We start from the raw sequence: 25,343 nt of genomic DNA, 5'->3' as shown, positions 1-25,343 counted from the left end.
AGATAGAGAAACCCTCATGGCGACACTCGAGATTCGCGACCTGCAGGTGTCGGTCGACACCGAAGCCGGCCCGAAGCAGATCCTGCGCGGCGTCAACCTGACCATCGCCGGTGGTCAGACGCACGCGATCATGGGCCCGAACGGCTCCGGCAAGTCGACACTGGCGTACTCGATCGCCGGGCACCCGAAGTACAACATCACCGGCGGTTCGGTGACGCTGGACGGCGAGGACGTGCTGGACATGTCCGTCGACGAGCGCGCCCGGGCGGGCCTGTTCCTCGCCATGCAGTACCCGGTCGAGGTCCCGGGCGTCTCGGTGGCGAACTTCCTGCGGACCGCGAAGACCGCCATCGACGGCGAGGCGCCGAAGCTGCGGACCTGGGTCAAGGACGTGAACACCGCGCTGGCCGAGCTGCAGATGGACCCCGAGTTCGCGCAGCGCAACGTCAACGAGGGCTTCTCCGGCGGTGAGAAGAAGCGGCACGAGATCGTCCAGCTCGAGCTGCTGAACCCGAAGATCGCGATCCTCGACGAGACCGACTCCGGCCTCGACATCGACGCGCTGAAGATCGTTTCCGAGGGCGTCAACCGGTTCGCCTCCCAGGGCGACAAGGGTGTCCTGCTGATCACCCACTACACGCGGATCCTGCGCTACATCAAGCCGGACTTCGTGCACGTGTTCGTCGACGGCAAGGTCGCCGAGGAAGGCGGCCCGGAGCTGGCCGAAGAGCTCGAGGCGAACGGCTACGAGAGGTTCCTGAAGGCAGGCGCGAAGTGACCGACGCCCGGACCTTTGGCAGTCCGCTGGACCTGCAGTCGGTCCGGGCGGACTTCCCGATCCTGTCCCGCGAACTCGCGGGCGGTTTCCCGCTGGTCTACCTGGACTCGGCGAACTCGTCGCAGAAGCCGCGCCAGGTGGTGTCGGCGATCGAGCAGCACTACCTCGAGCACAACGCGAACGTCGCCCGCGCCATGCACCAGCTCGGCGCCGAGGCCACCGCGGCGTACGAGGGGGCTCGCGACATCGTGGCGTCGTTCATCGGCGCCCCGAGCCGGGACGAGATCGTCTTCACCAAGAACGCCTCCGAGGCGCTCAACCTGGCCGCGAACACGCTCGGCGCGTCGCTGAAGCCCGGGGACGTCGTGGTGATCTCCGAGATGGAGCACCACAGCAACATCGTCCCCTGGCAGCTGGTCTGCGAGCGGACCGGCGCGACGCTGAAGTGGTTCGGCGTGACCGAGGACGGGCGGCTCGACCTCAGCAACATCGAGGAGCTGCTGACCGAGAACACCAAGGTCGTCTCGCTGGCCTGGGTGTCGAACGCGCTCGGCACGATCAACCCGATCAGCGACATCGCCGCCAAGGCGCACGCGGTCGGCGCGACCGTGGTCGTGGACGCGTCGCAGGCGGTGCCGCAGTTCCCCGTCGACGTGTCGTCGCTGGGCGCGGACATGCTGGCCTTCACCGGTCACAAGGCCGTCGGCCCGACCGGTATCGGCGTGCTCTGGGGCCGTTACGACCTGCTCGCCTCGCTGCCGCCGTTCCTGGGCGGGGGCGAGATGATCGAGGTCGTCCGGATGACCGGTTCGACGTACGCGCCGCCGCCGGCCCGGTTCGAGGCGGGGACGCCGCCGATCGCGCAGGCGGTCGGCCTCGGTGCGGCGCTGGAGTACCTGTCCGGGATCGGCATGGACAAGATCGCCGCGCACGAGCACGCTGTCGTCGAGTACGCGCTCGAAGGGCTGAAGACCGTTCCGGGGCTGACGCTGCTCGGGCCGACCGACGCGACCGACCACGGCGGCGCGATCAGCTTCGCGCTCGAAGGCGTCCACCCGCACGACGTTTCGACCGTCCTGGACACCCGGGGGATCGCGGTCCGCGCCGGCCACCACTGCGCGCGGCCGGTGCACGAGCGGTTCGGAATGCAATCGTCCACCAGAGCGTCTTTCTACCTGTACACGACGCCTCAGGAGATCGACGCGCTCGTCGACGGCCTGGGATTCGTCCGATCGTTCTTCAAGGTGGATTGATATGCAGCTCGACAACCTGTACCAGGAGATCATCCTGGACCACTACCGCAGCCCGCACCACAAGGGCCTCGCGGAGCCGTACGACGTGGAGGTGCACCACGTGAACCCGTCCTGCGGGGACGAGGTCACGCTCCGGGTCGAGCTGGACGGCGACACCGTCAAGGGCGTCACCCACGACAGCGTCGGCTGCTCGATCAGCCAGGCCGCCACCTCGGTGATGACCGACCTGGTGATCGGCAAGCCGGTGTCCGAGGCGATGGCGACGTACGAGAAGTTCCTCGAGCTGATGCAGGGCCGGGGGAGTGTGGAACCGGACGAAGAAGTTCTCGAGGACGGCGTCGCGTTCGCGGGCGTCGCGCAGTTCCCGGCCCGGGTGAAGTGCGCCCTGCTGGGCTGGTCGGCCTGGCGGGACGCCACCGCCCAGGCGCTCGCAGCCAACGAAGGAGTCAAGAATGCCTGACCGGACCGACGAGAAGATCGAGCTGCCGGAGGTCGACCTCGAGGCGGCGCAGACAGGGACGGCCCCGCCGAAGGTGGACGACGTCAACGAGGCCCTGAAGGACGTCGTCGACCCCGAGCTGGGGATCAACGTCGTGGACCTCGGCCTGGTCTACGGGATCACCGTCGACGACACCAGTACGGCGATCATCGACATGACGCTGACGTCCGCGGCCTGCCCGCTGACCGACGTGATCGAGGACCAGACCCGGATGGCGCTGGACGGGCTCGTGAACGACTTCCGGATCAACTGGGTCTGGATGCCGCCGTGGGGTCCGGAGAAGATCACCGACGACGGCCGCGAGCAGCTGCGCGCCCTCGGCTTCAACGTGTGAGTCGCCGTACCGTTTTCGTCGCGCCGGAGCGCCTGGACCGGTGGCTGACCGGTTTCGGTGAGCGGCACGGCGAGGTCACGTACGACGTGACGCCGACGAGTGTCACGCTGTCGGCCGAGGACGGTTCGTCGGCCGTCGTGACCGTGCCTTTCGAGCCCCTCGCGGAGTTGACCCGCGAGGGGCTCGTCGCACATGTGCTGACCGAACGCCGGCTCGGTGTCCTGCTGGTCCGCCGGGGCGGGTACGGCGCCGGCGTGTTTACCGGGGGCAAGCTGATCGACTCGAAGGTCGGATCCCGCCATGTGCAGGGGACGACCAAGGCGGGCGGCTGGTCGCAGCAGCGGTACGCGCGCCGCCGGGACAACCAGGCGCGCGAGGCATTCGCCGCGGCCACCGAGGTCGCCGCACGGATCCTGGCGCCGGCGCGTCTCGATGTCCTGGTGTGCGGGGGCGACCGGCGCGCGGTCGACACGGTGCTCGACGATCCGCGCCTGAAGGACCTCGCCGCACTGGTCCGGCCGCCGTTCCTCGGCGTACCGGACCCGAAGCAGAAGGTCCTGGAGCAGGCTGGTGCCGACGCCCGCGCGGTCCGGATCGAGGTCGATCAGTCGGAGTAGCTGTCCCGGATCGCCAGCAGACGGTCCACCCGGAACCGGCCCGGATCGCGATCCCGCTCGGTCCGCCCGGCGTCGGTCCAAAAGGCGTCGCCGGGTACGGCGTCAGCGCCCGGCTGGACGAACTTCAGCACTTCCAGCACTGCTCGGTGCGCGTAAGCCATCGCCGCCTGCGCCTGCTCGGACCGGGCACCGGCCGCGACCCCACGGGCGATCTCGTCGGCCACCGCGAGCCACTGCCCGGCATCGATCAGCTCCGACGGCTCCGGCCCGCCGAACGTTCCCTCGGTGTCGAGCGGTCCGCGGCGCGGCAGCGAGAACAGGCATTCCCGGTCTGCGCCGCACCGCGAGCACGAACCGGCAGACCGCAGTGTTTCGGCCTGGATGTCGTGTGTCCAGGTTGTCTGGTCCGAGCCGCACCGGGCGCACACGGTGAGGTCGAGGTAAAGCTCCACTTCGGTGGTGGTGCGAGCGATCGCGTACGGCGGGTCGTAGTCGTTCATTCGATCGCCGTCCCGGTGGCCTGATGGCTGTTACGGCTTCGGTACGCCGGAGTGTCCGACGAGCGGGGGCCGCTCGTTCGGGCATCCATTGCGGTGAGGGCGGCCGCCGGGATGCCTTGTTGTTGCAGGGCATCGACGACCACGCTGGTGAACCGCTGGGACGTCTGGGCGGAGTGCAGCGCACGGAGGTCGACGCGGCCCTCGGCGAGCAGCGCCAGCCTCGGATGCAGTGTGGCGAACGCGGCCGCGAAACCGCCGTCGTTCCGGCCGGTCATGGTGCCGTCAGGCCGGGCGACAACGGTGGACCGCCGACCGTTCGGCTTCCGGATCACGAGCCGCACGTTGACGTCCTCGCGTCGTGCCCGCTCCAGTGCGTTGATCAACGGTTGATAGGGGTGCCGCTCGTCCGCGTCGACCGTCTCCTGCACGGTAGGTCCATCGGCCGGTCGAGGACCGGCGGTCCGCCCGGATTCCATCTGCTCCTGCATCCTGGCGTACTCGTGCCGGTACATCGTGACGTACCCCTCGCCCACCGCCGCACGGCGTACGGTGTCCGAGCGTTCGACCTTGGGACGCAGGCGCCGACCGAGCCGGAGACGCTCGAAATCCAGGTGGTAGTCGACCCGCACCTTGACCGTGACGAACTGGCTGGACTCGTAGACCCCGGTCTCGTGGCGCGCGCCGACCGTGCCGGTGTCCTGCTGACTGACCCGGCCGCTGCTGGACAGGCTCGTGCTGAGCTCGCCGCCTGGCGTGCCGCTGCTCACCGTCCGCGAGCCCGGCAGCAGCCGGTTGCTGCGTGCGGTCAGCTGGCTGACGTTGATCGCACGGGTGTTCTCACCGAGCTGAATTGCCGAGTCCGGGTCGGGATCGGACACGAGCTCCAGGCCGGAGATCTCGGCGCGCACCCGGACGACGACCACCTTGGTGGGTTTCCCGGGCACCGGGAGCGGGACGAGCTCGTGTCCCGACTCGCCGGCGATCTCCTGGAACTCGGTCAGCCGGTTCGCGGCGCCGAACTGCGACTCCAGAGTCGTGGCGTGCATCCGAACGCCGTCGGGCGTCAGCAGATCCCGCCTGCGAAGCCGCGCACAGGCGGCCGCGAAGAGGGTGTTGTCCTCCGCAGTGCCGGTCAGGTAGGGCAGGGTGGCTTCGGGAAGATAGCGGTCGGGCAGTACGACGGTGCGATGGTCCTCCGGGCCGAGCTGTGGCGGAGCCGAGTCGAGCACGGACGCGGGGACCGCGAGAGTCAGCCGGCCCGTGACGACGCGACGCGTCGTCACACCGGGTTCCGCCGAGTCCTCGACCTCGATCTCGACCCGGCAGTCGCGCTCGATGCGCGCTGTCTTCAGGGCAAGACCGGCAGTGATCCGGGTGTTGATCTCGCTGCTGGAAGCGGTCGTCGACGTACTCAGCTCCGCGCCGATTCCGGAGCCCACCGGGATCCCGTCAGTGGCCGTGCCGTTCAGCGAAGTGCCGTACGACGTGCTCCGGCTGACGCTGCGGCCTCGCTCGCGGAACGTCCACAGCTGGACGAGGCCGAAACCATTGCCGGTGACGTCCTGCGTGCCGCCGAGATCCGTGGTCGGTCCGCCGGTGAACCTGAGTCGTACCCGGAGCTTGAGCTTGCGGCTGCCCGCTCCGCCGCGGACCGGGAGTTCGTCGACGAAGCCGCCGGGGTCCAGCATGTTGTCCATCTGGTTGCGCCACCGCGGTTCGGCGAAGTTGCCGCGCAGCGCGTCGATCAGCACCGGGTCGTTCAAGGCCCGCCGAGAGTGGTCCGCGACGGCTGCACGGATCTCGCGGAACAGGTCGGTGCCGTTGCCGTCGGAGTCCCGGAACGCGGCCGTGTCGATCTGCGCGGCGCCCATGGTCCGGTCGTAGTGCCGCGGGAGCTGCGTCCGGACCCGCAGCTGTGCGAGGTCTTCCGCACTACGGAGCACGGCGTCGAGTGCCGGAGCCGACTTCTTCGCGAATCCGAAGGTCTTCTGCAGCGCGGCTACGATTACCTCGTCGGTGTGCCGGGCGGCCAGGCTGTCGGTGGCGCCCTGCTTGTCGATCTGGTAGCGGAGCAGCAGCGCGGTCATGGTGCGGCGGGGCAGTTCGAGGTTCCCGTTGAGGAGTCGCTCGACCGCATCGGACACTTGGTGCAAGGGGAGGTCCAGGGCGCCTCGCCCGTACGACAGGAGCGCCTCGCTCTCAGGCAGGGTCAGGACCACGGCGCCGTTGTCGAGCGGGACATCGTGTGCGGTGCCGAGCCGAAGCCTGGCCTCGAGGACGAGATCGCCCCAGAACTGGTAGTGCTGCCCGTCGCGGATCAGTGTCCGTTCGACACCGGACGTTTTCGACACGGTGGTGCTCGACGAGGCGCTGGTCGTCCGAGCCGACCCGTGCGAGACGTCGTACGACGGCCCGTCCGCCGACACCAGGCCGTAGCCGGCGCTGAATCCAGCGGTCGTGGCGGCCGACCTGCTCGCGGTGGTGCCTGTGGTTGCGAACGTCACGTTCAGCTCGGAGAGCGTGACCGGGCCGGAACCGACGTACCGGAGGTTCTCGATCCGGGTGGTGAGAGCGAGCGTGCCCGGCTGTGGGGTGAGGGCGCGTTGCCGGAGTTCGGTCAACGGACCCGCGGGCACCGGACCGACTGCGAGGCTGGTGCGGTACTCGGTGGTGAGCAGCTCCGGGTGGGTCATCAGGTTTCGCGGCGCGAGGAACGCATTGAGGTGGTGCAGGGCGGCGCTGTTGTGGTGGCCGAGCGCCGGGGCGGCCGCTGTCAACTGGTCGATCGGGTCCCGGACGTCGATCTGGTGGATCGTTGCTGTCTGCAACAGGCCGGGCTCGACCGGGCCGCGGACGGCGACCGTGGACTCGGTGGCGTCGCGGCAGAAGTCGCCGTCGAGCCAGACCTGTGCACTGCCCTCGGACGACGCCACCGGTACCGCCCCGTCGGCCGTGAGCTCAGTGATCCTGATCGTGTGCGGGATGTCGAACACCGCAGCGCGCGACGCCGACTCGGCGACCGCCATCCGGTACGCGCCGCGGCTGGACGACGATCCGAGGGAGCGTCCCCGCGAGGACCGGCCGATCGCGGTGCCGAGCGTCGGGGCGGTGCCTGCCTGGCCGGCCGCGGGTGCGTCGCTGAGACCCAGCCGGGCCGACCACGGCAGGCTCCGCGCCTGGGTGGTGGTGCGTCCTGACGAACTGACGCCGAAATCGACATTGACGACCGCGTCGTAGTTCGCGAGACCGATCGGCGTCGCACGGTCGAAGTGCTGCTCCAGCGTGATCCGGTACGACCTGACCCGCGGCGGGCCGCCGGTTCGGTGCTGGGTGAGTTGGAAGGTCAGCCGGTCCTGCGCCGCGTGGTCGTACCCGGCCTCCAGCCGGTGCCTGGCAATTTGCTCGCAGGCTCGCTGCCAGTTCTCCGTACGGCTGAGGACGACGGCCGGGTCTTTGCCGGCGAGGTCTTCCGGCAGTGGCAGGCCGTGCTCGTCGAGTGCCGGGATCATGCCCTGCTGCGACAGGTGGTCGAGGAAGCTGCGCAGCGCCTGATCGGCGCCGGACAGCTCGCGGATCATCGCCGGCCCGGCACCGCAGTTGGGCCGGATCGTTGCCGAGCCAGATCGGGAGCCGCAGCGGAACGTCGGTCGGCACCGGATCTCCGCGAAGGAGCAGCTGGCCGTCGGCGCGACGCTGTACGGCGCCCTCCCCGTCCCGGATCAGCACTTCGCTCGGGGCGGGCAGGCCGTAGCGGAACGCGTCGCGCTCCGCCATCCGCAGATATGCGTCGCCGTCGCCCGTGACAGTGAATGAGCCGGCGCGATCGAGGCGATGGATGGTGACCCGGTGCCGCAGCTGCACCTTGACTCCGACAGTCGGCGCCACTCGCTGGGTGCTCCACCGGGTACCCTGATCGCCGGTCGACGCAGTGTCGTCCCCGACTGGTGTTCCGGCCGGCGCGGAGTGCGGGACCGAGATCCGCGGTGGTCGAGCCCAGGTCTTGGAGCGACGAGGCCAGGCCGGCGCCGAGCGCGCGGTTCGAGCTGAAGGTCTGGCTGCCGGACGCGCCGGTGTTGCTGACCCTCCAGATCTCCAGTTTGTGGTCCGGTGAGCTGTCGCGGGTCAGCTCGGCGGACTCCAGCTGGACGGTCGTTTCCAGTTGGGCCCAAGCCACCGGCCGACCGTCGTTCGTGATCAGCCGCCAGACTCCGCCGGGGCCGGGACGTCTGGTCCAGCCGGATCATGCCGTCCTCGACGATCAGGCTGCGGACCCGGTCGTGGCCGACGCGGTCGAGCGCCCCGAGGGTTCGCCGGAGTTCGGCCACGGTCCGATCGCACAGATCGTGGAGGCCGTCGACGCGGGTGGCCATGTGCTCGGGCATCGTCGGACGGCGTTCCGCGTCGAGGCCGAGCGCGTCCAGGCTGGTCGTGTCGGCCGGCGGCGGGACCGTGTAGGTGTGGACGAACCCGAGGACGAGCGCGGTCGCGTCACGGTCGGAACCGGTGTCGACGACGTTCGGTTCTGACCAGTCGGCGGTGGCCGACTCCCGGATCCGCCAGATCCACCGGGGGCGATCGGCGCGGTAGCGCAGGAACTCCCCGCGCAGCGCCTCGACCGCGCCGGGCTGCGCGAAGTCGGTGGCTCCGCCGCTCACCGTCCGGCCGCGTCCCTGCGCCAGCTCGGCTCCGGGCGAGACGAACATCGCGGCCGCTCGCAACTGGCTTGCGTCCGGCAGCGCGTGGGACAGGGTCGCGAGGCTGGCGCCGGCGGCTACATTGACGTCCCGGGACGCCGCAGTCGCAAAGCTGAACCCGCCTTGGACCACCTGTCCGACTTGCGCCTCGTCGATCTGCACCGGACTGTCGAGCACCTCGCGCAGCTCGCCCGGATCGAGCACCAGGTGGAGCTGCGGGACGCCGCGCACACCCGCCCGCGGGTCGTTGTCGGGCGTCAGCACCAACCCGTCCGGCGACAGCAGCCGCCGGCTTTCGCCCCGCAGCGTCCGATGCAGAGCATCCGGCGTGAACCGTCCGGGTTCACCCGATGCCTCGTTCAGCTCCGCACACAACGCGCTCAGATGTGGAAGCCGCCCTGACGGCAGACCGTTGTGCTGAAGGTCCTTGGCCGGGACCGTGGCCGCGTCGGCCCGTTCGTACGCCTGGATTGCTCGTCGCGCGATGTCGGCATCGCCGCCCGTTGTCAGGGCCTGGGCTGCTTCCGCGGCGGTGCGGGCACGCTCGGCGGCGATGGTGCAGGCGGCAGCGATCTGCTCGTGGCGCTCCGCGATGCGGAGGCACGCGACCCCGCGGTTCCGGAGACGGCGCGCGCGTTCACCGGCGGCGGCGGCGTCCTGCAGCTTGGCCTGGTCAGCGGCCGACTTGCCCACCAGCCGATGGACTGCCCTGGCGAACCCATTTCCGGGTGCGTTGTTTCGGCCGCCGACGCCTGGGCGAGGGCTGCTCGGGTTGCGAAGTGCCGCGGGGGCGGGCGTCGTCATGCGCTCCGCTTCGTCGATCAGAGCGTTGGTATCGGCAACCAAGTCTGCCGTTGCCGGGTGGCCGGAGCTCTCCTGGCGGGCTCGTGCGCGGGTCAGTCGCCGGAGGTCGGCATCAGTCTCCAGTCGGTTCCCGTCGAGCAGGTCCCGCAACAGGGCGTTGCCTTCGCTCCGCTGGCGCGCGGGCAATCCGGGGAGGTCCAGTAACGCGTCCAGCCCGCCGGTCGCGCCGTCCACCGCGTTCCCGCCGCGCGCGCGATCGACCTCGGCCCCGACGAACGCGACCGCCTCGGCAATCAGCCGATCGTCGTCGACGATTCCCGCCCGCCGCTCCAGTCGGCGCTCGAGCCGTCGGAGGGCTTTGCGGCCCAGCCGTTCGCGGGAGTGCCCCAAGCGCAGAGCGCCGTTCTCGAGGACGATCGCGTCCGGTGCCACCATGCCCACCGCGAGTCCGAGCGCCCGGCGTGCGCGAACCCGCGGGGTGTCTCCCGTGCTCGCGGTGGTCGTCATCGTGCTCTCCCGTTGATGGCAGCTCACGGGAGGCTAACAACCACGGTTCCGCGAATCCCACCAATTCAGTCAACATTGGGCGGTGGGGTTCGTCACCCAGGAATCGCTGGACACGGCGCGGAGATTCCGCAGCCGGCCGGGTGATCCGGATCGAGGTGGATCAGCCGGCCGAGGGGCCCTGAAGCTCGCGGAAGTCCTTGAGGACGCCGCGGTAGTACTCGAGGTCCTCCTCGAGCCTTGCGCGGGTGACGGCCTGCGGGTCGTCGGCGAGGATCGAGCGGCCGAACTCGGACCAGATCTCCGCCTCGGGGACGCGGTCGCTGGCGTCGGGCAGGAACGCCATCGCCTGCACGATCGCCTCGGCGGCGAGCTCCCAGCCGAGCTCGACGTGGTGGCGCCGCTGCCGGTACTCGGGGTCCTGCGGTGCTTCGGGCTCGCCGGAGAAGTACACCTGGTCCTCGATCGCGCGCTCGCCGTACAGTTGCGCGACCTTGACCCACTCGGCGGCGTCGATCAGTTGCGACCTGCCGAGCCCGAAGTGCGCGCCGGCCGTGGTCGCGGACCGCTCGGACGAGTAGGGGATCGTGATGTCGCCGACCGGGGACGCGTAGATCCAGGCGTCCACGCCCTCGGTGACGTTCTGCCCGACCTCGAGCGGCGGCGCGGGCTGTGCCGCGTCCCCCTGGTCCGCGCTGCGCTGCGCGATCTCGAGGGACACATAGGTCTCGGCTTCCCACAGACTCCTGGCGGTCAGCATCCGCTATCTCGCTCCTGTTCGGTCGATGTCTCGGCGCAGTCGCGCGTAGGTGTCGCGAGCCAGCAGCAACCGGTCCAGCCGGAACCGTCCCGGCTCGGCAGCCAGCACCGCCTGTCCCTGCGGCGTCCAGAACTCGTCCGCCGGTACGGCGTCCGCGCCGGACGGGACGAACTTGATCACCTCGCCGACCGCGGCCTCCGCGATCGCAAGCACCCTATCGGCCTCGACGCGATCTGCCGGGACCGCCGACGCCGCGGTGTCGGCGACGTCCAGCCACTGACCCGCGTCGAGGACTTCGGACGGCTCCGGCCCGCCGAACGTCGGCCAGCCCCGCACCGGGGTCTCTCGCGCCGGCACCCCGAACAGGTACTCGCGCTCGGCCGAGCATCCCGGGCAGATCGCCGCGTAGCTGGACGCGATCTCGCCGTCGACCTCGACCAGTGCCTGTTCCCACGGCGCGTCGACCGATCCGCAGTCCGGGCACGGGTGCAGCTCCAGGTACAGCCGCGCCTCGTCCCGGGTCCGCGCTACCGCGAAGGCCATCGGGCCCCTTTCGTTCGTTCGGCAACCAGCGCATCCATCATCGACCTCACGGCCCGGACAGCGACGGCCCGTGGCCGGTCGGGGAGATGTGCCGGCCGGGGGCACTGCCCATCGGCCGTCCGCCTTGACCGGCGGCCGGTGCGACCGTCCGCGCGGCCGTCGAGTAGTCGAGCCCCTTCAGCACCTCCCGCGGTACGCCGGCCTGCTCGAGCGCACCGGCGACCTTGGCGCTGAAGCTGCCGCCCGGCTCGGAGGTGTTGTAGAGCGCGCGCAGATCGACGCGTCCCTCGGCCATCAGCGCGAGGTTCGGGTGCAGCGTCGCGAACGCCGAGGCGTAGCCGCCGTCGCCCTGACCGACCATCGAGCCGGTCTTCAGCGCCTTGTAGGTGCGCTGGGTCCCGTCGGCCTCCTGCACCTGCAGCACGATGTCCCGGCGCTCGATCTTCGCCTTGGCGAGGGCGTCGACCAGCGGTCGGTACGGCTGGAAGACCGCACCGGATTCGCCCTGGACGTACTCGGTCGCGCTGATGTCCGGCGGCCCGAAGTCGGCCGGCTCGGCCTGTAGTCGCGCCTCGGCGAGGGCGGCGTCGAGCGAGGCGCCGTTCTCCATCTGCTGCAGCACCTCGAGGTAGCGGTGTTTGAGCATCCGGACGAACATCTCACCGCGGGCCAGGCTCGGCAGGTGGGTGGCCTTGCGCTCGATCGGTTCGCCGCGGCCCTTGTTCGTGGACGTCGTCACGGTGGCGTCGTACACGAGCGGGATCCGCACCGTGACCATGTCGCCCTCGAGGAACCGGCTGCCCTCGAGCCGGGTGCCGTTGGCGTCCGACGACTGCTCCTTGACCTGCTCGCCGACCGAACCGCCGACGCTGACCAAACCGCCGTCGGCGCTGCCGTTGGCGGTCAGCGGCGTCAGCCGGTTGCCGGCGCTGGAGGCGCGGTACGCCTCCTGGCGGCGCCAGACCCGGCCTTCCTGGCCCTCGACCTCGGGACCGTGCAGCTCCCAGCCGACTGCGGTCGCATGCACGCTGACCTCGACGACCGAGCGGCCGTTCCCCGGCTCGGCCAGGGGCTGCAGCTGGATGCCTTCGCCGAGCAGCCGACCGGCCTTGGCCCGCAGCGCGGTCGGCTTCAGGTTGGCCTGGATCAGCGGCGCGTACTCCGCGACGCCGCGCTCACCGAGGACGCCCGGCCGGCGCAGGTGCGCGGTCAGGTTCTCGAGCAGTTCGTGCCGCCGCTCGTCGCCCTCGCCGTGCAGCGCGACGCGAATCGCGACCGAGCCTTCGGGCAACGCGATCGGCCGGTGCTCGGTGCGCGGCTCGAGCTCCTGCTGCCGTTGCGGGCGGGGGCCGTCCATGATGTCTCCGCGTGGGATCCACTGGACGATGTCGGCGCGTACCTCCCGCGGCTCGGACACACTGGTCACGTCGGCCGGGTCGATCCGGCCGAGCTTCCAGCGGGCGCTGGCCATCGCCGCCGCGCCGGCGTTGCGGAGCCGGACAACCTGCGTGCGGAAGACCGCTGTCCGATGGGTCTTGACCTGGTCGAAGTGTCCGAGCCGGTCGATCAGGGTGTTCACCTCGCCGCTGCCCGCTGTACGGGCCTTGGTCTGATCTGTCCCGACGCCGACGGACGTGCCGGGTTCGAGGACGCTGCCAGGCTGCGCGTCGACGCCGCCGGAGATCGTGACGGAATGACCGACCGAGCGGTCGCGGCCCTGATAGTCGTAGTTCTGCCCGATTCCGCCGGCGTCCTGCCTCGGGATGTCCGGGCTGCCGTCGGGCTGATCCGGGACGCCCTCGATGGTGCGCTCGCCTTCGTACCGGAGTTCGGTCAGGACGAGCAGGACGTCCGGCCGCTCCTGGCCTTGGATCGGCACCTCGATCGCGGCCTCGAAACCGCTCGGCGCGAACATGTCGTCGAGGTGGCCGTCGTAGCTGGTCGGCGAGAAGTTGACGTCGAGCGCGGTCCGCAGCACCCGGCTGGCGTCGCGGAGACCGGGCGCGAGTTCGTCCACCTGGGGTTCGACCAGCTTGCGCAGGTCGACGGGTTCGTCCGTTCCCTCGACGGTGATCGACTCGAGCTGGGCCGCGCCGAGACTCTCGTCGTACGCCTCCGAGGTGTGCACGACCCGTCGGTGGTCGGCCTGCTTCTCGGTGCGCGCGATGACAGCTCGAAGCTGTTCCTCGGCGTCGGCCGCGTGCGACGGGGCGACCTTGCTGCGCTCGCGGAGCTTGGCGGCGAGCCGCTCGGCGGTGTGCTCGGCAGCCAGGCCGGTGGTGACGCCAGCCTTTTCCCGCTGGTAGCGGCTGATGAAGCCTGCCGCCACGCGGTGGCTGATTGGCAGCCGGTCGCTGAGGTAGCGCTCGGCGGCGTCCTCCGCGACCCACAGCGGCAGGTCGAGCTTGCGGGTCGCGTAGAGCTCGAGCGCTCGCCGTTCGGGCAACGCCTTCTGCGCCAGCGCGTCCGGCAGCGGGATCGACTGCACCACTTGGCCCTGGTGCACGATGTCCGCGGTCATCGTGTAGCGCTCGATGAACTCGTGGTGCGTCCCGGGATTGACCAGCAGCCGCTCGTCGCCCGACGTCTCGCTGGTCGTCGTGGACTGCGACGTACCGCCGGTCCGGCCGAGCGACGCGCCGCCGGTATTGGCGAGCCCGCCCGCCTCGACCGCGCCGCCGCCACCGTCGGCAGAGACCCCGCCGGAGGCGGAGGTGCCGATGGTCGAGCCGACGTTGTTCATCGTGAAGTTGATGTCGACAGTGGTCTGCTGGCTCATCGCGAGATGGGTCGATTCGACCGCCTCACCACGAACGACGATCTCGTACTCCTGCGGCAGGATCGTGCCGTCGGTGAGCGCATGCAGCGGGTTACCCGGCGCCGGTACGACGGTGAACGGCAGCCGGTACTCGCCGTTCATCCACTGCCGGTTCGCGATCAGGCTGGACGGTGACAGCGCCGCGTGCAGCGCGGGCAGCGCACTGGTGTCCGACCGGATGGCCGGAATCGCCTGGCACAGTGCGTCGGCCGCATTGCCGGCGTCGACCGCGACCGGGATCGCCTGCCGGACGGCGACCGCGTGCGGCGGCTTCGGGGTGGTCGCGAAGACGGGGGCGGCGGCGCGGGTCAGCGCGCTGTCGTACGCGACGTCCATGGTGCCCGGCACGTCGACGAGCGGCGTGTCGCCGCGGTCGGTGATCTCGCCGAACTTGATCCGCACGCCCTCCCGCAGGCGGTCCATGACCGCGCTGGTCTCCCACAGCGCGACGTGGTTGATCTGCTGGGCGACCGTGTAGCTGATGTTCCGGCCGAAGGCGTTGCGGTTGACCTTGACGCCACCCTTGCCGGAGGCTCCGGAGACACCTTCCGCGGGTTTGTCCGAGCCGCCGATGCCTGCGGACAGCGGCAGCGATTTGTTCCGGCCGGAGGTCCGTCCGGTGCCCCACGAGGCGATCCCGAGCTTGATGTCTTTCTGGCTCTTGCTGACGCCGAGGCCCTCGGCCTGGAAGCCGCCGGTCTGCTCGTCCCGCTCCTGCTCCACCGACAACCGGAACGGGCGCCAGTGCGGTGTCCCCAGCGGGCCGCGCTCCTCGAGCATCACGATCAGACCACCCTGACAGGCCTGGTCGATACCGGCCTCGATCCGCGGCGCGAGGATCTGTTGCCGGATCCGCTCGCGGTTGCGGCGCTGCTCGAGCGTAGCCTTCTGCCCCGGAGCCGCGACCAGTCCCATCCGCTCCAGCTGCTTGAGCGCCTCTTCCTGGGCCTCCTCGGCGCCCGTGAGATTCTGCGCCATACCGCGGCCGACGCCGCGCAGCTGGTTCTCACCGGGACCGATGGACGGCGGCAGCGTCTGCGGGAACGCCGCCGGCTCGTCGTCGCCGCGCAACAGCACGCGCCCGTCCTGCTCGACCCGGACGGTACCGTCGGGGTTCCTGGGGATCGCGTCCTCCGCAGCCCGCCCGCCGGCTCGCAGCAAATCGTTCTCCGGAACGCGAAGCAGACCCTCACAGCGGCCGGTCTCGACGATCGGCTTCGCCGTGGGATCGCCGACCTTGCGCAGCGTCGCCTTCACCTGGAGCCCGACCAGCACACCCTGCGTCGGTCCCATGTTGCGCTGCACGACCGGGGTGATCGCGGTCATGCTCACGCTCTGGCCGCCGGAACGGGAGACGTTGCGGCCCACCGACGCGCTCGGCGAGACGTCCACTCCGGTGCCGGCGACGTTGTTCAGGGCAGTCGCCGCGGCCAGCGGGTTCGCCTTGTCCAGGTCACCGGGGAACTTGACCGAGACGGTGCCCGTCGAGGACGCGCCGTAGGTTTGGTTCGCGTTGAGCCCGCCGAAGTCGACGAGCACCTCCTCCTGCCACATCTCGGTGCTCGACTCACCGACGAGCTGCGTCTCGGCCCAGACCGGCTGGACCTCCCAGGTCAGCTCGTACTCCGACTCGCCGCCGACCGGGATCTGCCGGGTGATGCCGCCCGGTCGGCTCAGCTCGCGGAGCAGGCGGGGCGAATCGTTGACCATCAGGCCGGCGATGTGGTTGTACCCCACGCGGTCCAGGCTGCCGTGCTGCTGTTCCAAGCGGCGAACGAGCCGCTCGGTGACGTCCTGCAGCCCGGTGATGCTCGTGACCGTGTGCCGTGGGAACTCACCCGTGACCTGGTGGCCGACGCCCGCCTCCTCGAGCGAGGTCGACTCGGTCGGCGTCGGCACCGTGTAGGCGCTGGACACCCAGGTCTGCTGACGCCCCGCGTCCGCGGTCTCGACCGGCGACCAGTCGTCGAGCGGCGAACGCCGGACCTCGATCTCCCACTCGCCGGACCACTCGTACAGCAGTGATTCGCCGCGGTTGTCGTCGACCCAGCCGGATTGGTAGTGCGCACTGGCGCCGCCGGTCTCGGCGAGCGTTCGCCCGCGGGTCACCTCGGCCTTGGGTGACACCAGTTGGGCGGCGGCGTGCAACGGCGTACCCGGCGCCGCAATCGCCATCAGCTTGCCGAGGTTGACTCCGGCGGTGAACGTGCTCGCGTGCGTGTCGGTGGTGCTGATCGACGTACCGCCGTCGCCCAGCGTGCCGGACATCTGCTCGGCCATCCGGTGGTCGCGGTCGGCGATCTCGGTGACGTCACGGGACTTCATCCGCAGCCGCACCTGCGCCAGGCCGTCGACCTCCTGATCTGCGTCGTTCTGGACGAAGAAGACCATGCCGTCCCGCGACATCAGCCGCCGGTACTCCGCGGCCGGCAGCGGGAGCGGGCCACGGCGCGGCATCCGCTCGTCGATGTTCGCGGCGGCGAGCGCCGCGTTGATCCGGTCGATCGGAAGCTTGAGTCCGTCGCCGTCGGGCTGCCCGGTCATCAACAGGTCCTTGGCCGGCAGCGCCTGGTCGACGCTGCGCCGGTACGCCTGGACCTGGCGCTCCGCCGTACCTGCCAACTCGGCGATCCGGGCGGGGGAGGCCCCACCGTCCAGCTCGGTCAGCAGATCGCGGTAGCCGGTCACGGCCTGCCGTGCGGCGCCGGCGGCACGCTCGTAGCCGTCGGCGATCACCGTGTGCCGGTGAGACTTGTTGTCCTTGGCAATCGCCTCGTCGCGCAGCACGCGGCCGCGTTCGGCGGCGCCGAGGTCGCGTTGCTGCTCCTCGGTCGTGGCTTCGTCCCGCTTGGCCGTGGCCTCTTCGGCCGCGCCCGCGGCGGTTTCGCGCTTCTTGCTCGCTTGCCCGTCGAGGTCCGCGGCGGCCGTTTCGAGCGCCTGGATCTGGGCGACGACCTGAGCGCGCAGATGCGGAACGGTGTGGCGGGCCGTTTTGGCGCGCGACTCGGCGCGGGCCGCGGCGACGCCGAGGGCGGCTGCGTCCGGAGTGACGACGGTGCCGGACTTCCAGGGCAGCGCGGGCTCGGTGCCGCCGTGGCGGCGGATCGTCCGCGCGACACCTTCGAGGTCGCGCTGGAGGTCCTCGAGGCTGCGTGGCCCGCTGGTCCGGCCGGTCGTGAGCGTCTCGGTGCGCGCGTCGTGCCAGTCCCGGAGCACGACCTGGAAAGCGGCGTGGTCCGCCTGCAAGCGGCGATCACGACGCTCGTGGCTGAACACGGACCGCACGCGATGCAGCACACCGTTGGACTGTCCGGCCTCGGCGGCGGCGACCTCCTGGGTCATTTGGGCGAGCTGGTGCGTCATCACGAAACGGACCTGGTCGTCGCTCAGGACGCTCGGCATCCGCAGTACGTGCGGGTCGTCCGCCGTACCGCTGCGGATGACGCCCTTGCCCAGGGCGCCGAGTGTGGTGTCGCCGATCTCGATCCGGACATGCTGGGGTACGGCGGAGTACGGGGTCTGCAGGATCGCCTGACTCGTCGCCGGGTCCACCTCCACCGCGGCGGTGACCGAGCCGGTCAGGGACTGCCCGTCCATCGCGCTGAGCACATCCAGCGCGTGCTCGGACGTCAACGGCGGCTGCGAGCTCGGCCGGTTGCCCGTCGCCAGACCGGTACCGCGGATCTGTGACGTCCAGACCCGCCGGCCCTCGGCGCGGCGGTGCCGGCTGCCGACCTGGGCACGGCGGCGGGCGGTACGGCTCGGCGCTGCCGTGGTGCCCAGGAGTTGGGCGTCGCGCTCGATGGCGGCCGAGGCGTCGACGACGGCCGACATCGCGGCCGCGCGCTGCGGCTGCCTGAGTTGCTCGAGGCGGGCTGCGGCAGCCGGGTCGTCCGGCGCTGCGCTGCTGAGCGCGACCCGCAGCATGGCGTCCGCCTCGGTACGACGTGACTGGTCGAGGCCGGGCACCCGCAGGTACCGGTCGAGGGCTTCGGTGGCGCCCCGCGCGGGCAGCTCACCGCGCGCCCGGGCGGCCTCCGTACCGACGAGGGCCACCGCTTCCGCGAGCAGGCGGTCGTCGTTCACCCGGTCCCTGGCCCGGCCGGTCAGCAGCGTCTCGATCGCGCGGACAGCGCGGGCGGCGAGAGTCTCGTCCCGGGTCAGCCGGACCCGGGCGTCCCGCAACGGCACCGCCGACGGGTACAGAATGCCGAGCGCGACGCCGAACGCGCTGCGAGCGCGCTGGACCGGATCCGTGGCGGACAACGTCGGTGTAGTCAGCCGAACCACCCCTTACATGAGGGGGCCTGGTGCTCACCAGTTGTCACCAGGACCCTCTGGTTCCGGAATGTAGCAAAAGAACGGTTAATCGCCAGCCCTCCGCGGCCCCCGTTCAGTTAACGATTTACGCCCGGCGGGCGGCGGCACCCAAGGATTTACGGCCGTTCCCGGGTCGGCACCGGCAGCACCGACCTGTTGGCGCGGATGGCACCTCGCTGCCATTACGGTAGGCGCGTGAGTCTCTCGTCCTCCCAGCGAACCCCCACCTCAGGCGGCCGGGCCGCGGCCCGATCGGCGGGTGCCGGGGCGACCCGGCTGCCGAGCAGCCGGGAACGACGGCCTGCCCTGGCCGCGCTCGCGGTGATCCTGATCCTGCTCGGCGCCGCCGGGTCCGCACTGATCGCCCTGAACAGCGGCAACCGCTCGGACTTCGTCGCGATCGCCGAAACCCTCCCACCGGGACACAAGCTCGAGCAGAAAGACCTCTCCCGGGGCGACCTGGCCGGCGCGACCGGCGGGCTGATCCCGTGGTCGGAGGCGGAGAAGTACCTCGGCCGCTACACCAAGACCTGGCTGTACAAGGACCAGTTCGTCACGCCCGACAGTCTGACCAAGGACAACGAGAAGCCGATTCCGGCGCGCAGTGCGCTGGTCGGTCTCAGCCTCGAGGCCGGCCGGGCGCCGTCCGACGGCCTGCAGATCGGCGACGTGGTCCGGGTGATCCGGGTGCCTGCGGCCAACCAGGACGGCGGCGCGGCGGTCACGCTCGTCAACGCCGCCGAGGTGACGTCGGCCGCCGGTGCGATCACCGACAGCAAGACGAGTGCGAACAGCACGCTGAACGTGTCGATCCTGATCCCGGACGACGACATCACCGCGGTCGCCGCCGCGGCGGCCGCGAAAACCGTCGCAGTGGTGAAGCTCGCTCCGGGGACGAAGCCGGACGTCGTCCGCAACGGAGCCAACTGATGGCACTGGTGGCACTGGCGAGCGCGAAGGGCTCGCCGGGGGTGACCACGGCCGGCCTGGTCTTCGGCGCGCTCTGGCCGCGGCAGGTGATGCTGGCCGAGTGCGACCCGGCCGGCAGTGATGTGGCGATCCGGATGACCGGCCCGGCCGGCGCTCCGCTGAACTCGGACCGCGGGCTGGTCAGCCTGGCCGCGGCGAGCCGGAAGGGACTCGGCGACGAGGTCATCCTCGCGCACAGCCAGCAGCTCGACGGCGGCCTCGACGTCCTGCTCGGCGTGCGCTCGCCCGAGCAGGTCGGCGGTATGGGCGGCCTGTGGCACCCCCTCGGTATCTCGTTCAACCAGATGCAGCACGGCGACGTCCTCGCCGACTGCGGGCGGATCGGTGCCTCGTCACCGCAACTTCCGGTGATCCAGTCCGCGCGCCTCGTCGTACTGGTCTGCGCCGCGACCGGCTCGTCGGTGGCGCATCTGCGCGAGCGGCTGGCGACACTGGTCCATCACGTCAATGCGCAGCTCGGCGTGGTCGTGGTGGCCGACCCGAAGCAGCGCGACGCGGTGAAGCAGGTGTGGTCTGTGCTGGACGCAATGGCGCTGCCGGTGCGGCACCGGTGGCACCTGGCGTACGACCCGGCCGGAGCGGCGTTCTTCGACGGGCGCGGCCACGGCCGGCTCGAGAAGACCCAGCTGATCCGGTCCGCGACGGCGATCACCGCCGAGATGGCCGCGCTGGTGGCCGCGCCGCCGCCGCAGGACTTCGACATGGCCAACGCCGCCTTCCCGCCGGGAGACCTGCGGTGACCGCCGATCAGGAGCTGGTCCGCCGGCTGCGGGTGCAGGTCGCGGAGCGGCTGAACGAGCAGCGCCGCCGCGACCAGGTGAACGGCGTACCTCCGATGAGCGCGGAGGACGAGCGGGAGTACGCGCGGTCGCTGATCGTGCAGGTGCTCGAGGACCACGCGCGCTACGAGCTGGCCGAGGGCCGGACGCCGCCGACCCCGGACGACGACGCGCAGATCGCAGCCGCGATCCACTCGGCGCTGTTCGGCGTCGGCCGGCTGCAGCCGCTGATCGACGACCCCGAGGTCGAGAACATCGACATCAACGGGTACGACCAGGTCTTCGTGCAGTACGGCGACGGACGTGAGGAAACGCCCGGCCCGGTGGCCGAGAGCGACGAGGAACTGGTCGAGCTGATCCAGGTGCTGGCGGCTCATGCCGGTCTGACCAGCCGTCCGTTCGACTCGGCGAACCCGCAGCTCGACCTGCGGCTCCCGGACGGCTCCCGGTTGTCCGCGGTGATGGGCGTGACCGCCCGGCCCGCGGTCTCGATCCGGCGCGCCCGGCTGGGCAAGGTGTTCCTGCAGGACCTGGTCGCCAACGGCACGATGAGCGAGGACGTCGGCTCGTTCCTGCGGGCGGCGGTTGCCGCGCGCAAGAACATCATGATCGCCGGCGCCACGAACTCCGGTAAGACCACGCTGCTGCGCGCGCTGGCCAACGAGATCCCGCCGCACGAGCGGCTGATCACCGTCGAGCGCTCGCTCGAGCTCGGCCTCGGCGAGTTCAAGGACCTGCACCCGAACGTGGTCGCGTTCGAGGAGCGGCTGCCGAACTCCGAAGGTGTCGGCATGGTGAGTATGGCGGACCTGGTCCGCCGCTCGCTGCGGATGAACCCGTCCCGGGTGATCGTCGGTGAGGTGCTCGGCGACGAGATCGTCACGATGCTGAACGCGATGAGCCAGGGCAACGACGGCTCGCTGTCGACGATCCACTCGAACAGCTCGATGGAGGTGTTCAACCGGATCAGCACGTACGCGATTCAGGCGACCGAGCGGCTGCCGATGGAAGCCACGCAAATGCTGATCGCCGGCGCGCTCGACTTCGTCGTGTTTGTTCGCAAGCACAACGACTACACGCGCGGCGGCGGCCTGAGCCGGTACGTCGAAAGCATCCGGGAGGTCACCGGATGGGACGGGCGGGTGCTGTCCGGCGAGGTCTTCGCGCCAGGACCGGACGGCCGCGCCGCGGCGCATGCACCGATCGCGTGCATGGACGAACTCGAGCACTTCGGCTACCAGCCGCTCGTCCACGGAACGTGGGCGTGATCGCGTGAGCGAGCGCAGTGAGGTCACCATCAGGCACAGTGCGACGCGAGGACGCCGATGAGCGACAGGACTCTGGGAGCGCTGCTGTGCGGTGCGGTGGTCGGCGGCGCGGTGATGCTGCTGATCGTCGCGATCCGCGGTACCGAGCCGAAGGACGACACCCCGTCGCTGTTCCGCAACCGCGGCGCTGACCACCGCAGGAACATGGTGCGTTTCGGCGCTGCGCTGGCCGTTGGTCTGCTGGTGCTGGTGGTGACCCGCTGGCTCGTGCTCGCGGTCGCGCTCGGTCTGCTGGCCGGGATGGCGGACCGGTTCTTCGGCGGCACGGGGGAGGAGCGCCGGGCGATCGACCGCCTCGACGCGCTCGCCACCTGGACGGAGGCGCTGCGCGACACGATCGCCGGTGCGGTCGGGCTCGAACAGGCCATCCCGGCCACCGCGGTGAACGCGGCGCCCGCGATCAAACCCAGCCTGAACCTGCTCGTCGACCGGCTGCGGATCCGCGAACCGTTGCCGTCGGCCCTGATGCGGTTCGCCGACGACCTCGACGACCCGTCCGCCGACCTGATCGTCGCCGCCCTGGTGCTGAACGCGCGGCTGCGCGGCCCGGGTCTGCGTGAGGTACTGAGTGCGCTGGCGGATTCGGCCCGCGAGGAGCTCGACGTACGGCGGAAGGTCGCGGCGGAGCGCCGATCCACGCGGCGCAGTGTGCAGGTCGTCGTCGCGATCACGCTCGCGATGGCCGCCGGCCTGATCCTGTTCAATCCGACGTACATGGCGCCGTACCGCAGCTTCATCGGCCAGATCGTGCTGGCCGTCGTGATCGGGCTGTACGCCGTCGGTCTGCTGTGGCTGCGGCGGCTGGCGAAGATCGAGGTACCGGAGCGGTTCCTGATCGGCGGCGGCGCGGACCAGCGGATGAACCGTCCGGGCAACGACCGGATGGAGGTGGTGAACGGATGACCTGGGCGTTCATCACCGGCGGCATCGCCGGGCTCGGTGTGTACGTGCTGGTCCGGATGTTCATCAGGCCGCGCGCGAACGTGCTGTCGACGATCGCCCGGATCGACGCGGGCCGCAGCGGCTACACCAGCGGCGCGACGGCCAGCGCGGCCGGCGAGAAGGTGCTGGGCGGTGTGGACCGGGCGCGGGAGTCGCTCGGGCGCCGGCTGGAGGCCGAGGCGAACGCCCGCGGTTGGGCGTTCGGCAAGCTCCGCCGCGACCTCGCCGTGATGAACCGGCCGTTCGCCGAGATGCTGGCCACCAAGGTGTTCTTCGCGCTCGGCGCGATGATCTTCATCCCGATCGTGCTGTTCCTGGCCTCCGCGATCGGCATCACCGCCCCGGGCGCGGCGCCGGCGGTCGTCACGCTGGCGTTCATGACGCTCGCGTTCTTCCTGCCGGACATCGCGCTGCGGCAGGAAGCCGAGGCGCGGCGGCGCGACTTCCGGCACGTGGTCGGCAGCTTCCTGGACCTGGTCGCGATGAACCTGGCCGGCGGCCGCGGTCTGCCCGAGGCGCTGATGACCGCGTCGACGATCGGCGAGCACTGGGCGATGGCCCGGATCCGGCAGGCGCTGGCCAACGCCCGCCTGATCGGCATCACGCCGTGGGACGCGATGGCCCGGCTCGGCGAGGACCTCGGCGTCGAGGAACTCCGCGACCTGGCATCGGCGCTCGCACTGGCCGGTGACGAGGGTGCCAAGATCCGCTCGTCGCTGCTCGCCCGGGCGGCGTCGCTGCGGCGCAAGGAGCTGGCCGATGTGGAAGGCAAGGCGGGTGAGCGGTCCCAGTCGATGCTGGTCGCGCAGCTCGTCATGATCGCGGCGTTCTTCCTGTTCCTGGCCTTCCCGGCCGGCGTGGCGATCCTCGGAAGCTAGGCCGGACGGCGATGCGGGCAGGCAGGAACGACCAGGGATCGCCGCGAGGGATCCGTACGGCGGAGTTGTCCGTCGAACCCGGCATACTGAGGCCTGCTTCGGCCTCACGATCTGGAAGGTGTGCGAATGACCTCGGAGTTGATGTTCTGGCGGGCCATGACCGGCTACGCGCTGGCGCGGGCGAAGGCTCAGCGGGCCCGGGCGAAGCAGGGCCACACCGAGCTCGGCGCCTCGGCGCTGGAGTGGGCGATCATCTCGGGCATCCTCGTCGTCGCCGCGCTCGCGATCGGCGTCGTGGTGAAGCGCGTGATCGACAAGCACACGGCCGACATCGAGAAGGGCTGACGGAGGCCGGTGTGCGATCGGGCCGGCGCTTCTCGGGACGACGCTTTGTGCGGCGGCGATCCGAGCGGGGCGTCAGCACGCTGGAGCTCGCCATCCTCGCACCGGCGATCCTCGCGCTGATCTTCCTCTGCATCCAGACCGCCCTGTGGCTGTACGGCCGCTCCGTCGCGCTGAACGCGGCGGAGGAAGGCGTCTCCCGGCTGCGGCTGGTGCAACCGCCGGTCTACACCGCGGCGGTGGGGGAGAAGGTGCGCGCGGACGTCCAGTCCTACGCACAACAGCTCGGCGGTACGGCGTTGCAGCATGCCACCGTCCCGTTCCCGGCGTACAACGACCCCGAAGGCATGGTTTCGTTCACGGTCACCGGCGAGACTGTCTCGCTGGTGCCCGGTCTGACGTTGCGGGTCAGCCGCACCGCAACCGGGCCGATCGAGCAGTTCGAGGCCGACAAGTGAGGATGCCGACGATGGTAGGGAGGCGGCGTGCCCGGCGCGGTGAGCGCGGCACGCTGGCCCTGGAGCTGGTGATCCTGGCGCCCGTGCTGCTCGCGCTGTTCATGTTCCTGCTCGCCTGCGGGCGGTACTTCCAGACCTCCTCGCTGCTGGAGAGCGCGGCTCGCGACGGTGCCCGCGGCGCCAGCCAGTCGCGGTCGTTGCAGGAGGCCCAGGGGCGGGTCGACGACGCGGTCACCGCCGCGCTGAGCCAGGGTGTGGCCTCGTGCAAGCAGTCGGCGTCCGGGTCGATCACGACCGGATTCGAGGCCGGTAAGCCGTTGTCGGTCGAGGTGACCTGCACGATCAACTACCGCGATCTCGGTCTGCTGGGTCTCGGTGGCGACACGAAGATCACCAAGCGGTTCACGTCCTCGCTCGACCCGTACCGGGGGGTGCGGTGACGATGCGCAGGTGCGTCGAGTTCGTCCGCATCGATGCCCCCCGCAACGACCCGGGCAGGCGCCGGCGCCGGCTCGGGCGTGGCGCGCTGAGCCCCGCGGTCGCGATCCTCGCGGTGATGATCTTCACGCTGGCCGGCCTGGTCATCGACGGCGGCCGTCAGCTCGGCGCCCGCTCCCGCGCGATCGGCTACGCCCAGGAAGCCGCCCGCGTCGGCGCCGCAGCGATCCAGCTGAACGTCGCCGAGGCCAAGATCGACACCGCCAAGGCCGCGACCGCGATCACCGAGTTCTGCGGCCAGGTCCGCCAGAACGACCCCGCCGTCACCACCTGCGGCCCCACCACCCTGACCGACTCCGAAGTCGCCATCCAGGTCGACATCGCCAACAAGACCACGTTCCTGGGCCTCGTCGGCAAACGCTCCCTGAAAGCCACCGGCACCGGCCAGGCCCACGCCGAACAAGGCATCACCAAAGCCGACGAGAGCCCCACCATCCCGCCCATCGTGGTGAACTCGACCACCGATGATCCCGGCGCGCCGATCACGACGGCCCGGCCGCCGACGATCGACCTCCCGTGCCCCACCTGGACGATCGGTTCGCCCACGCCGATCTGGACACTGTCCCCGTTCCCGTTCCCGGCCACCTGTACCCCAAGCATCACCCCGACCCCGGACGACCCGTCCACACCGCCGTCCGGCACACCGTCCGAGACGCCGTCGAGGCCAACGAGTTCCGCGCCGCGGCGCTAGACACCGGAGGATT

General features: G+C 70.7%; 20 protein-coding genes. 14 read left to right on the top strand and 6 right to left on the bottom strand.

The genetic code is table 11. From position 1 onward, the window contains the following. The first annotated feature begins 16 nt into the window (after positions 1 to 16). The 5 genes from sufC to AB0B82_RS03590 are packed head-to-tail and all read left to right on the top strand — an operon-like array spanning position 17 to position 3,481. The gene (gene sufC / locus AB0B82_RS03610) at positions 17 to 778 is read left to right on the top strand and encodes a Fe-S cluster assembly ATPase SufC (protein WP_360162066.1); all 762 of its coding nucleotides are present in this window, start codon (positions 17 to 19) and stop codon (positions 776 to 778) included. Next, positions 775 to 2,031: a cysteine desulfurase gene (locus AB0B82_RS03605; RefSeq protein WP_360162064.1), complete on the top strand. Its 1,257-nt coding sequence runs from the start codon at positions 775 to 777 to the stop codon at positions 2,029 to 2,031. Before sufC ends, AB0B82_RS03605 begins: the two co-directional genes overlap by 4 nt. A gap of 1 nt (position 2,032) precedes the next feature. Then, positions 2,033 to 2,491: a Fe-S cluster assembly sulfur transfer protein SufU gene (gene sufU, locus AB0B82_RS03600; RefSeq protein WP_360162062.1), complete on the top strand. Its 459-nt coding sequence runs from the start codon at positions 2,033 to 2,035 to the stop codon at positions 2,489 to 2,491. Beyond that, a complete protein-coding gene (locus tag AB0B82_RS03595) occupies positions 2,484 to 2,864 on the top strand; it encodes a metal-sulfur cluster assembly factor (RefSeq protein ID WP_360162060.1) in 381 nt (126 codons plus the stop codon). The genes sufU and AB0B82_RS03595 overlap by 8 nt, the downstream gene beginning before the upstream one ends. Continuing rightward, positions 2,861 to 3,481, top strand: coding sequence for an acVLRF1 family peptidyl-tRNA hydrolase (locus AB0B82_RS03590; RefSeq protein ID WP_360162058.1), 621 nt, complete (start codon positions 2,861 to 2,863; stop codon positions 3,479 to 3,481). The genes AB0B82_RS03595 and AB0B82_RS03590 overlap by 4 nt, the downstream gene beginning before the upstream one ends. Here AB0B82_RS03590 and AB0B82_RS03585 read toward each other — a convergent pair. The 6 genes from AB0B82_RS03585 to AB0B82_RS03560 all read right to left on the bottom strand — a co-directional run bounded on the left by AB0B82_RS03585 (position 3,469) and on the right by AB0B82_RS03560 (position 18,394). Next, positions 3,469 to 3,981 (bottom strand): hypothetical protein, encoded by a 513-nt coding sequence (locus AB0B82_RS03585; protein ID WP_360162056.1) that lies wholly within the window; start codon positions 3,979 to 3,981, stop codon positions 3,469 to 3,471. The two genes, AB0B82_RS03590 and AB0B82_RS03585, sit on opposite strands and share 13 nt — an antisense overlap. Then, positions 3,978 to 7,559 carry a hypothetical protein gene (locus AB0B82_RS03580; RefSeq protein ID WP_360162054.1) on the bottom strand — a complete coding sequence of 1,194 codons (3,582 nt, stop codon included), beginning with the start codon at positions 7,557 to 7,559 and terminating at the stop codon, positions 3,978 to 3,980. Before AB0B82_RS03580 ends, AB0B82_RS03585 begins: the two co-directional genes overlap by 4 nt. A 141-nt stretch (positions 7,560 to 7,700) precedes the next feature. After that, complete coding sequence (locus AB0B82_RS03575) at positions 7,701 to 9,986, bottom strand: hypothetical protein (RefSeq protein WP_360162052.1); 2,286 nt, start codon at positions 9,984 to 9,986, stop codon at positions 7,701 to 7,703. Between the two features lie 160 nt (positions 9,987 to 10,146). Next, positions 10,147 to 10,743, bottom strand: coding sequence for a hypothetical protein (locus AB0B82_RS03570; protein ID WP_360162050.1), 597 nt, complete (start codon positions 10,741 to 10,743; stop codon positions 10,147 to 10,149). Positions 10,744 to 10,746: 3 nt separating this feature from the next. Beyond that, positions 10,747 to 11,286, bottom strand: coding sequence for a hypothetical protein (locus AB0B82_RS03565; protein WP_360162048.1), 540 nt, complete (start codon positions 11,284 to 11,286; stop codon positions 10,747 to 10,749). A 46-nt stretch (positions 11,287 to 11,332) separates the two neighbouring features. Then, entirely contained in the window at positions 11,333 to 18,394 is a 7,062-nt protein-coding gene (locus AB0B82_RS03560) for a hypothetical protein (protein WP_360162046.1), read from the bottom strand. 225 nt (positions 18,395 to 18,619) lie between these two features. Here AB0B82_RS03560 and AB0B82_RS03555 point away from each other — a divergent pair, with 225 nt between their 5' ends. From AB0B82_RS03555 to AB0B82_RS03515, 9 genes are all read left to right on the top strand, one after another. Then, complete coding sequence (locus AB0B82_RS03555; RefSeq protein WP_360162044.1) at positions 18,620 to 19,354, top strand: hypothetical protein; 735 nt, start codon at positions 18,620 to 18,622, stop codon at positions 19,352 to 19,354. Further along, on the top strand, positions 19,354 to 20,154 hold the full coding sequence (locus AB0B82_RS03550) for a hypothetical protein (protein WP_360162042.1): 801 nt from the start codon (positions 19,354 to 19,356) through the stop codon (positions 20,152 to 20,154). The genes AB0B82_RS03555 and AB0B82_RS03550 overlap by 1 nt, the downstream gene beginning before the upstream one ends. Then, a complete protein-coding gene (locus AB0B82_RS03545; RefSeq protein ID WP_360162040.1) occupies positions 20,151 to 21,461 on the top strand; it encodes an ATPase, T2SS/T4P/T4SS family in 1,311 nt (436 codons plus the stop codon). Before AB0B82_RS03550 ends, AB0B82_RS03545 begins: the two co-directional genes overlap by 4 nt. 57 nt (positions 21,462 to 21,518) lie before the next feature. Further along, on the top strand, positions 21,519 to 22,424 hold the full coding sequence (locus tag AB0B82_RS03540; protein ID WP_360162038.1) for a type II secretion system F family protein: 906 nt from the start codon (positions 21,519 to 21,521) through the stop codon (positions 22,422 to 22,424). Continuing rightward, entirely contained in the window at positions 22,421 to 23,341 is a 921-nt protein-coding gene (locus AB0B82_RS03535; RefSeq protein ID WP_360162036.1) for a type II secretion system F family protein, read from the top strand. The genes AB0B82_RS03540 and AB0B82_RS03535 overlap by 4 nt, the downstream gene beginning before the upstream one ends. Positions 23,342 to 23,467: 126 nt before the next feature. After that, a complete protein-coding gene (locus AB0B82_RS03530; RefSeq protein WP_360162034.1) occupies positions 23,468 to 23,686 on the top strand; it encodes a hypothetical protein in 219 nt (72 codons plus the stop codon). 47 nt (positions 23,687 to 23,733) lie between these two features. After that, on the top strand, positions 23,734 to 24,141 hold the full coding sequence (locus tag AB0B82_RS03525; protein WP_360162032.1) for a TadE family protein: 408 nt from the start codon (positions 23,734 to 23,736) through the stop codon (positions 24,139 to 24,141). 11 nt (positions 24,142 to 24,152) lie between these two features. Further along, complete coding sequence (locus AB0B82_RS03520) at positions 24,153 to 24,581, top strand: TadE/TadG family type IV pilus assembly protein (protein WP_360162030.1); 429 nt, start codon at positions 24,153 to 24,155, stop codon at positions 24,579 to 24,581. Positions 24,582 to 24,583: 2 nt separating this feature from the next. Further along, positions 24,584 to 25,330, top strand: a complete 747-nt coding sequence (locus AB0B82_RS03515; RefSeq protein WP_360162296.1) for a hypothetical protein — start codon at positions 24,584 to 24,586, stop codon at positions 25,328 to 25,330. The last annotated feature ends 13 nt before the right edge of the window (positions 25,331 to 25,343 follow it).

The sequence above is a fragment of the Kribbella sp. NPDC048915 genome, assembly GCF_040649595.1.
Taxonomy (GTDB): Bacteria; Actinomycetota; Actinomycetes; order Propionibacteriales; family Kribbellaceae; genus Kribbella.
This window is presented reverse-complemented; position numbering and strand designations above follow the sequence as displayed.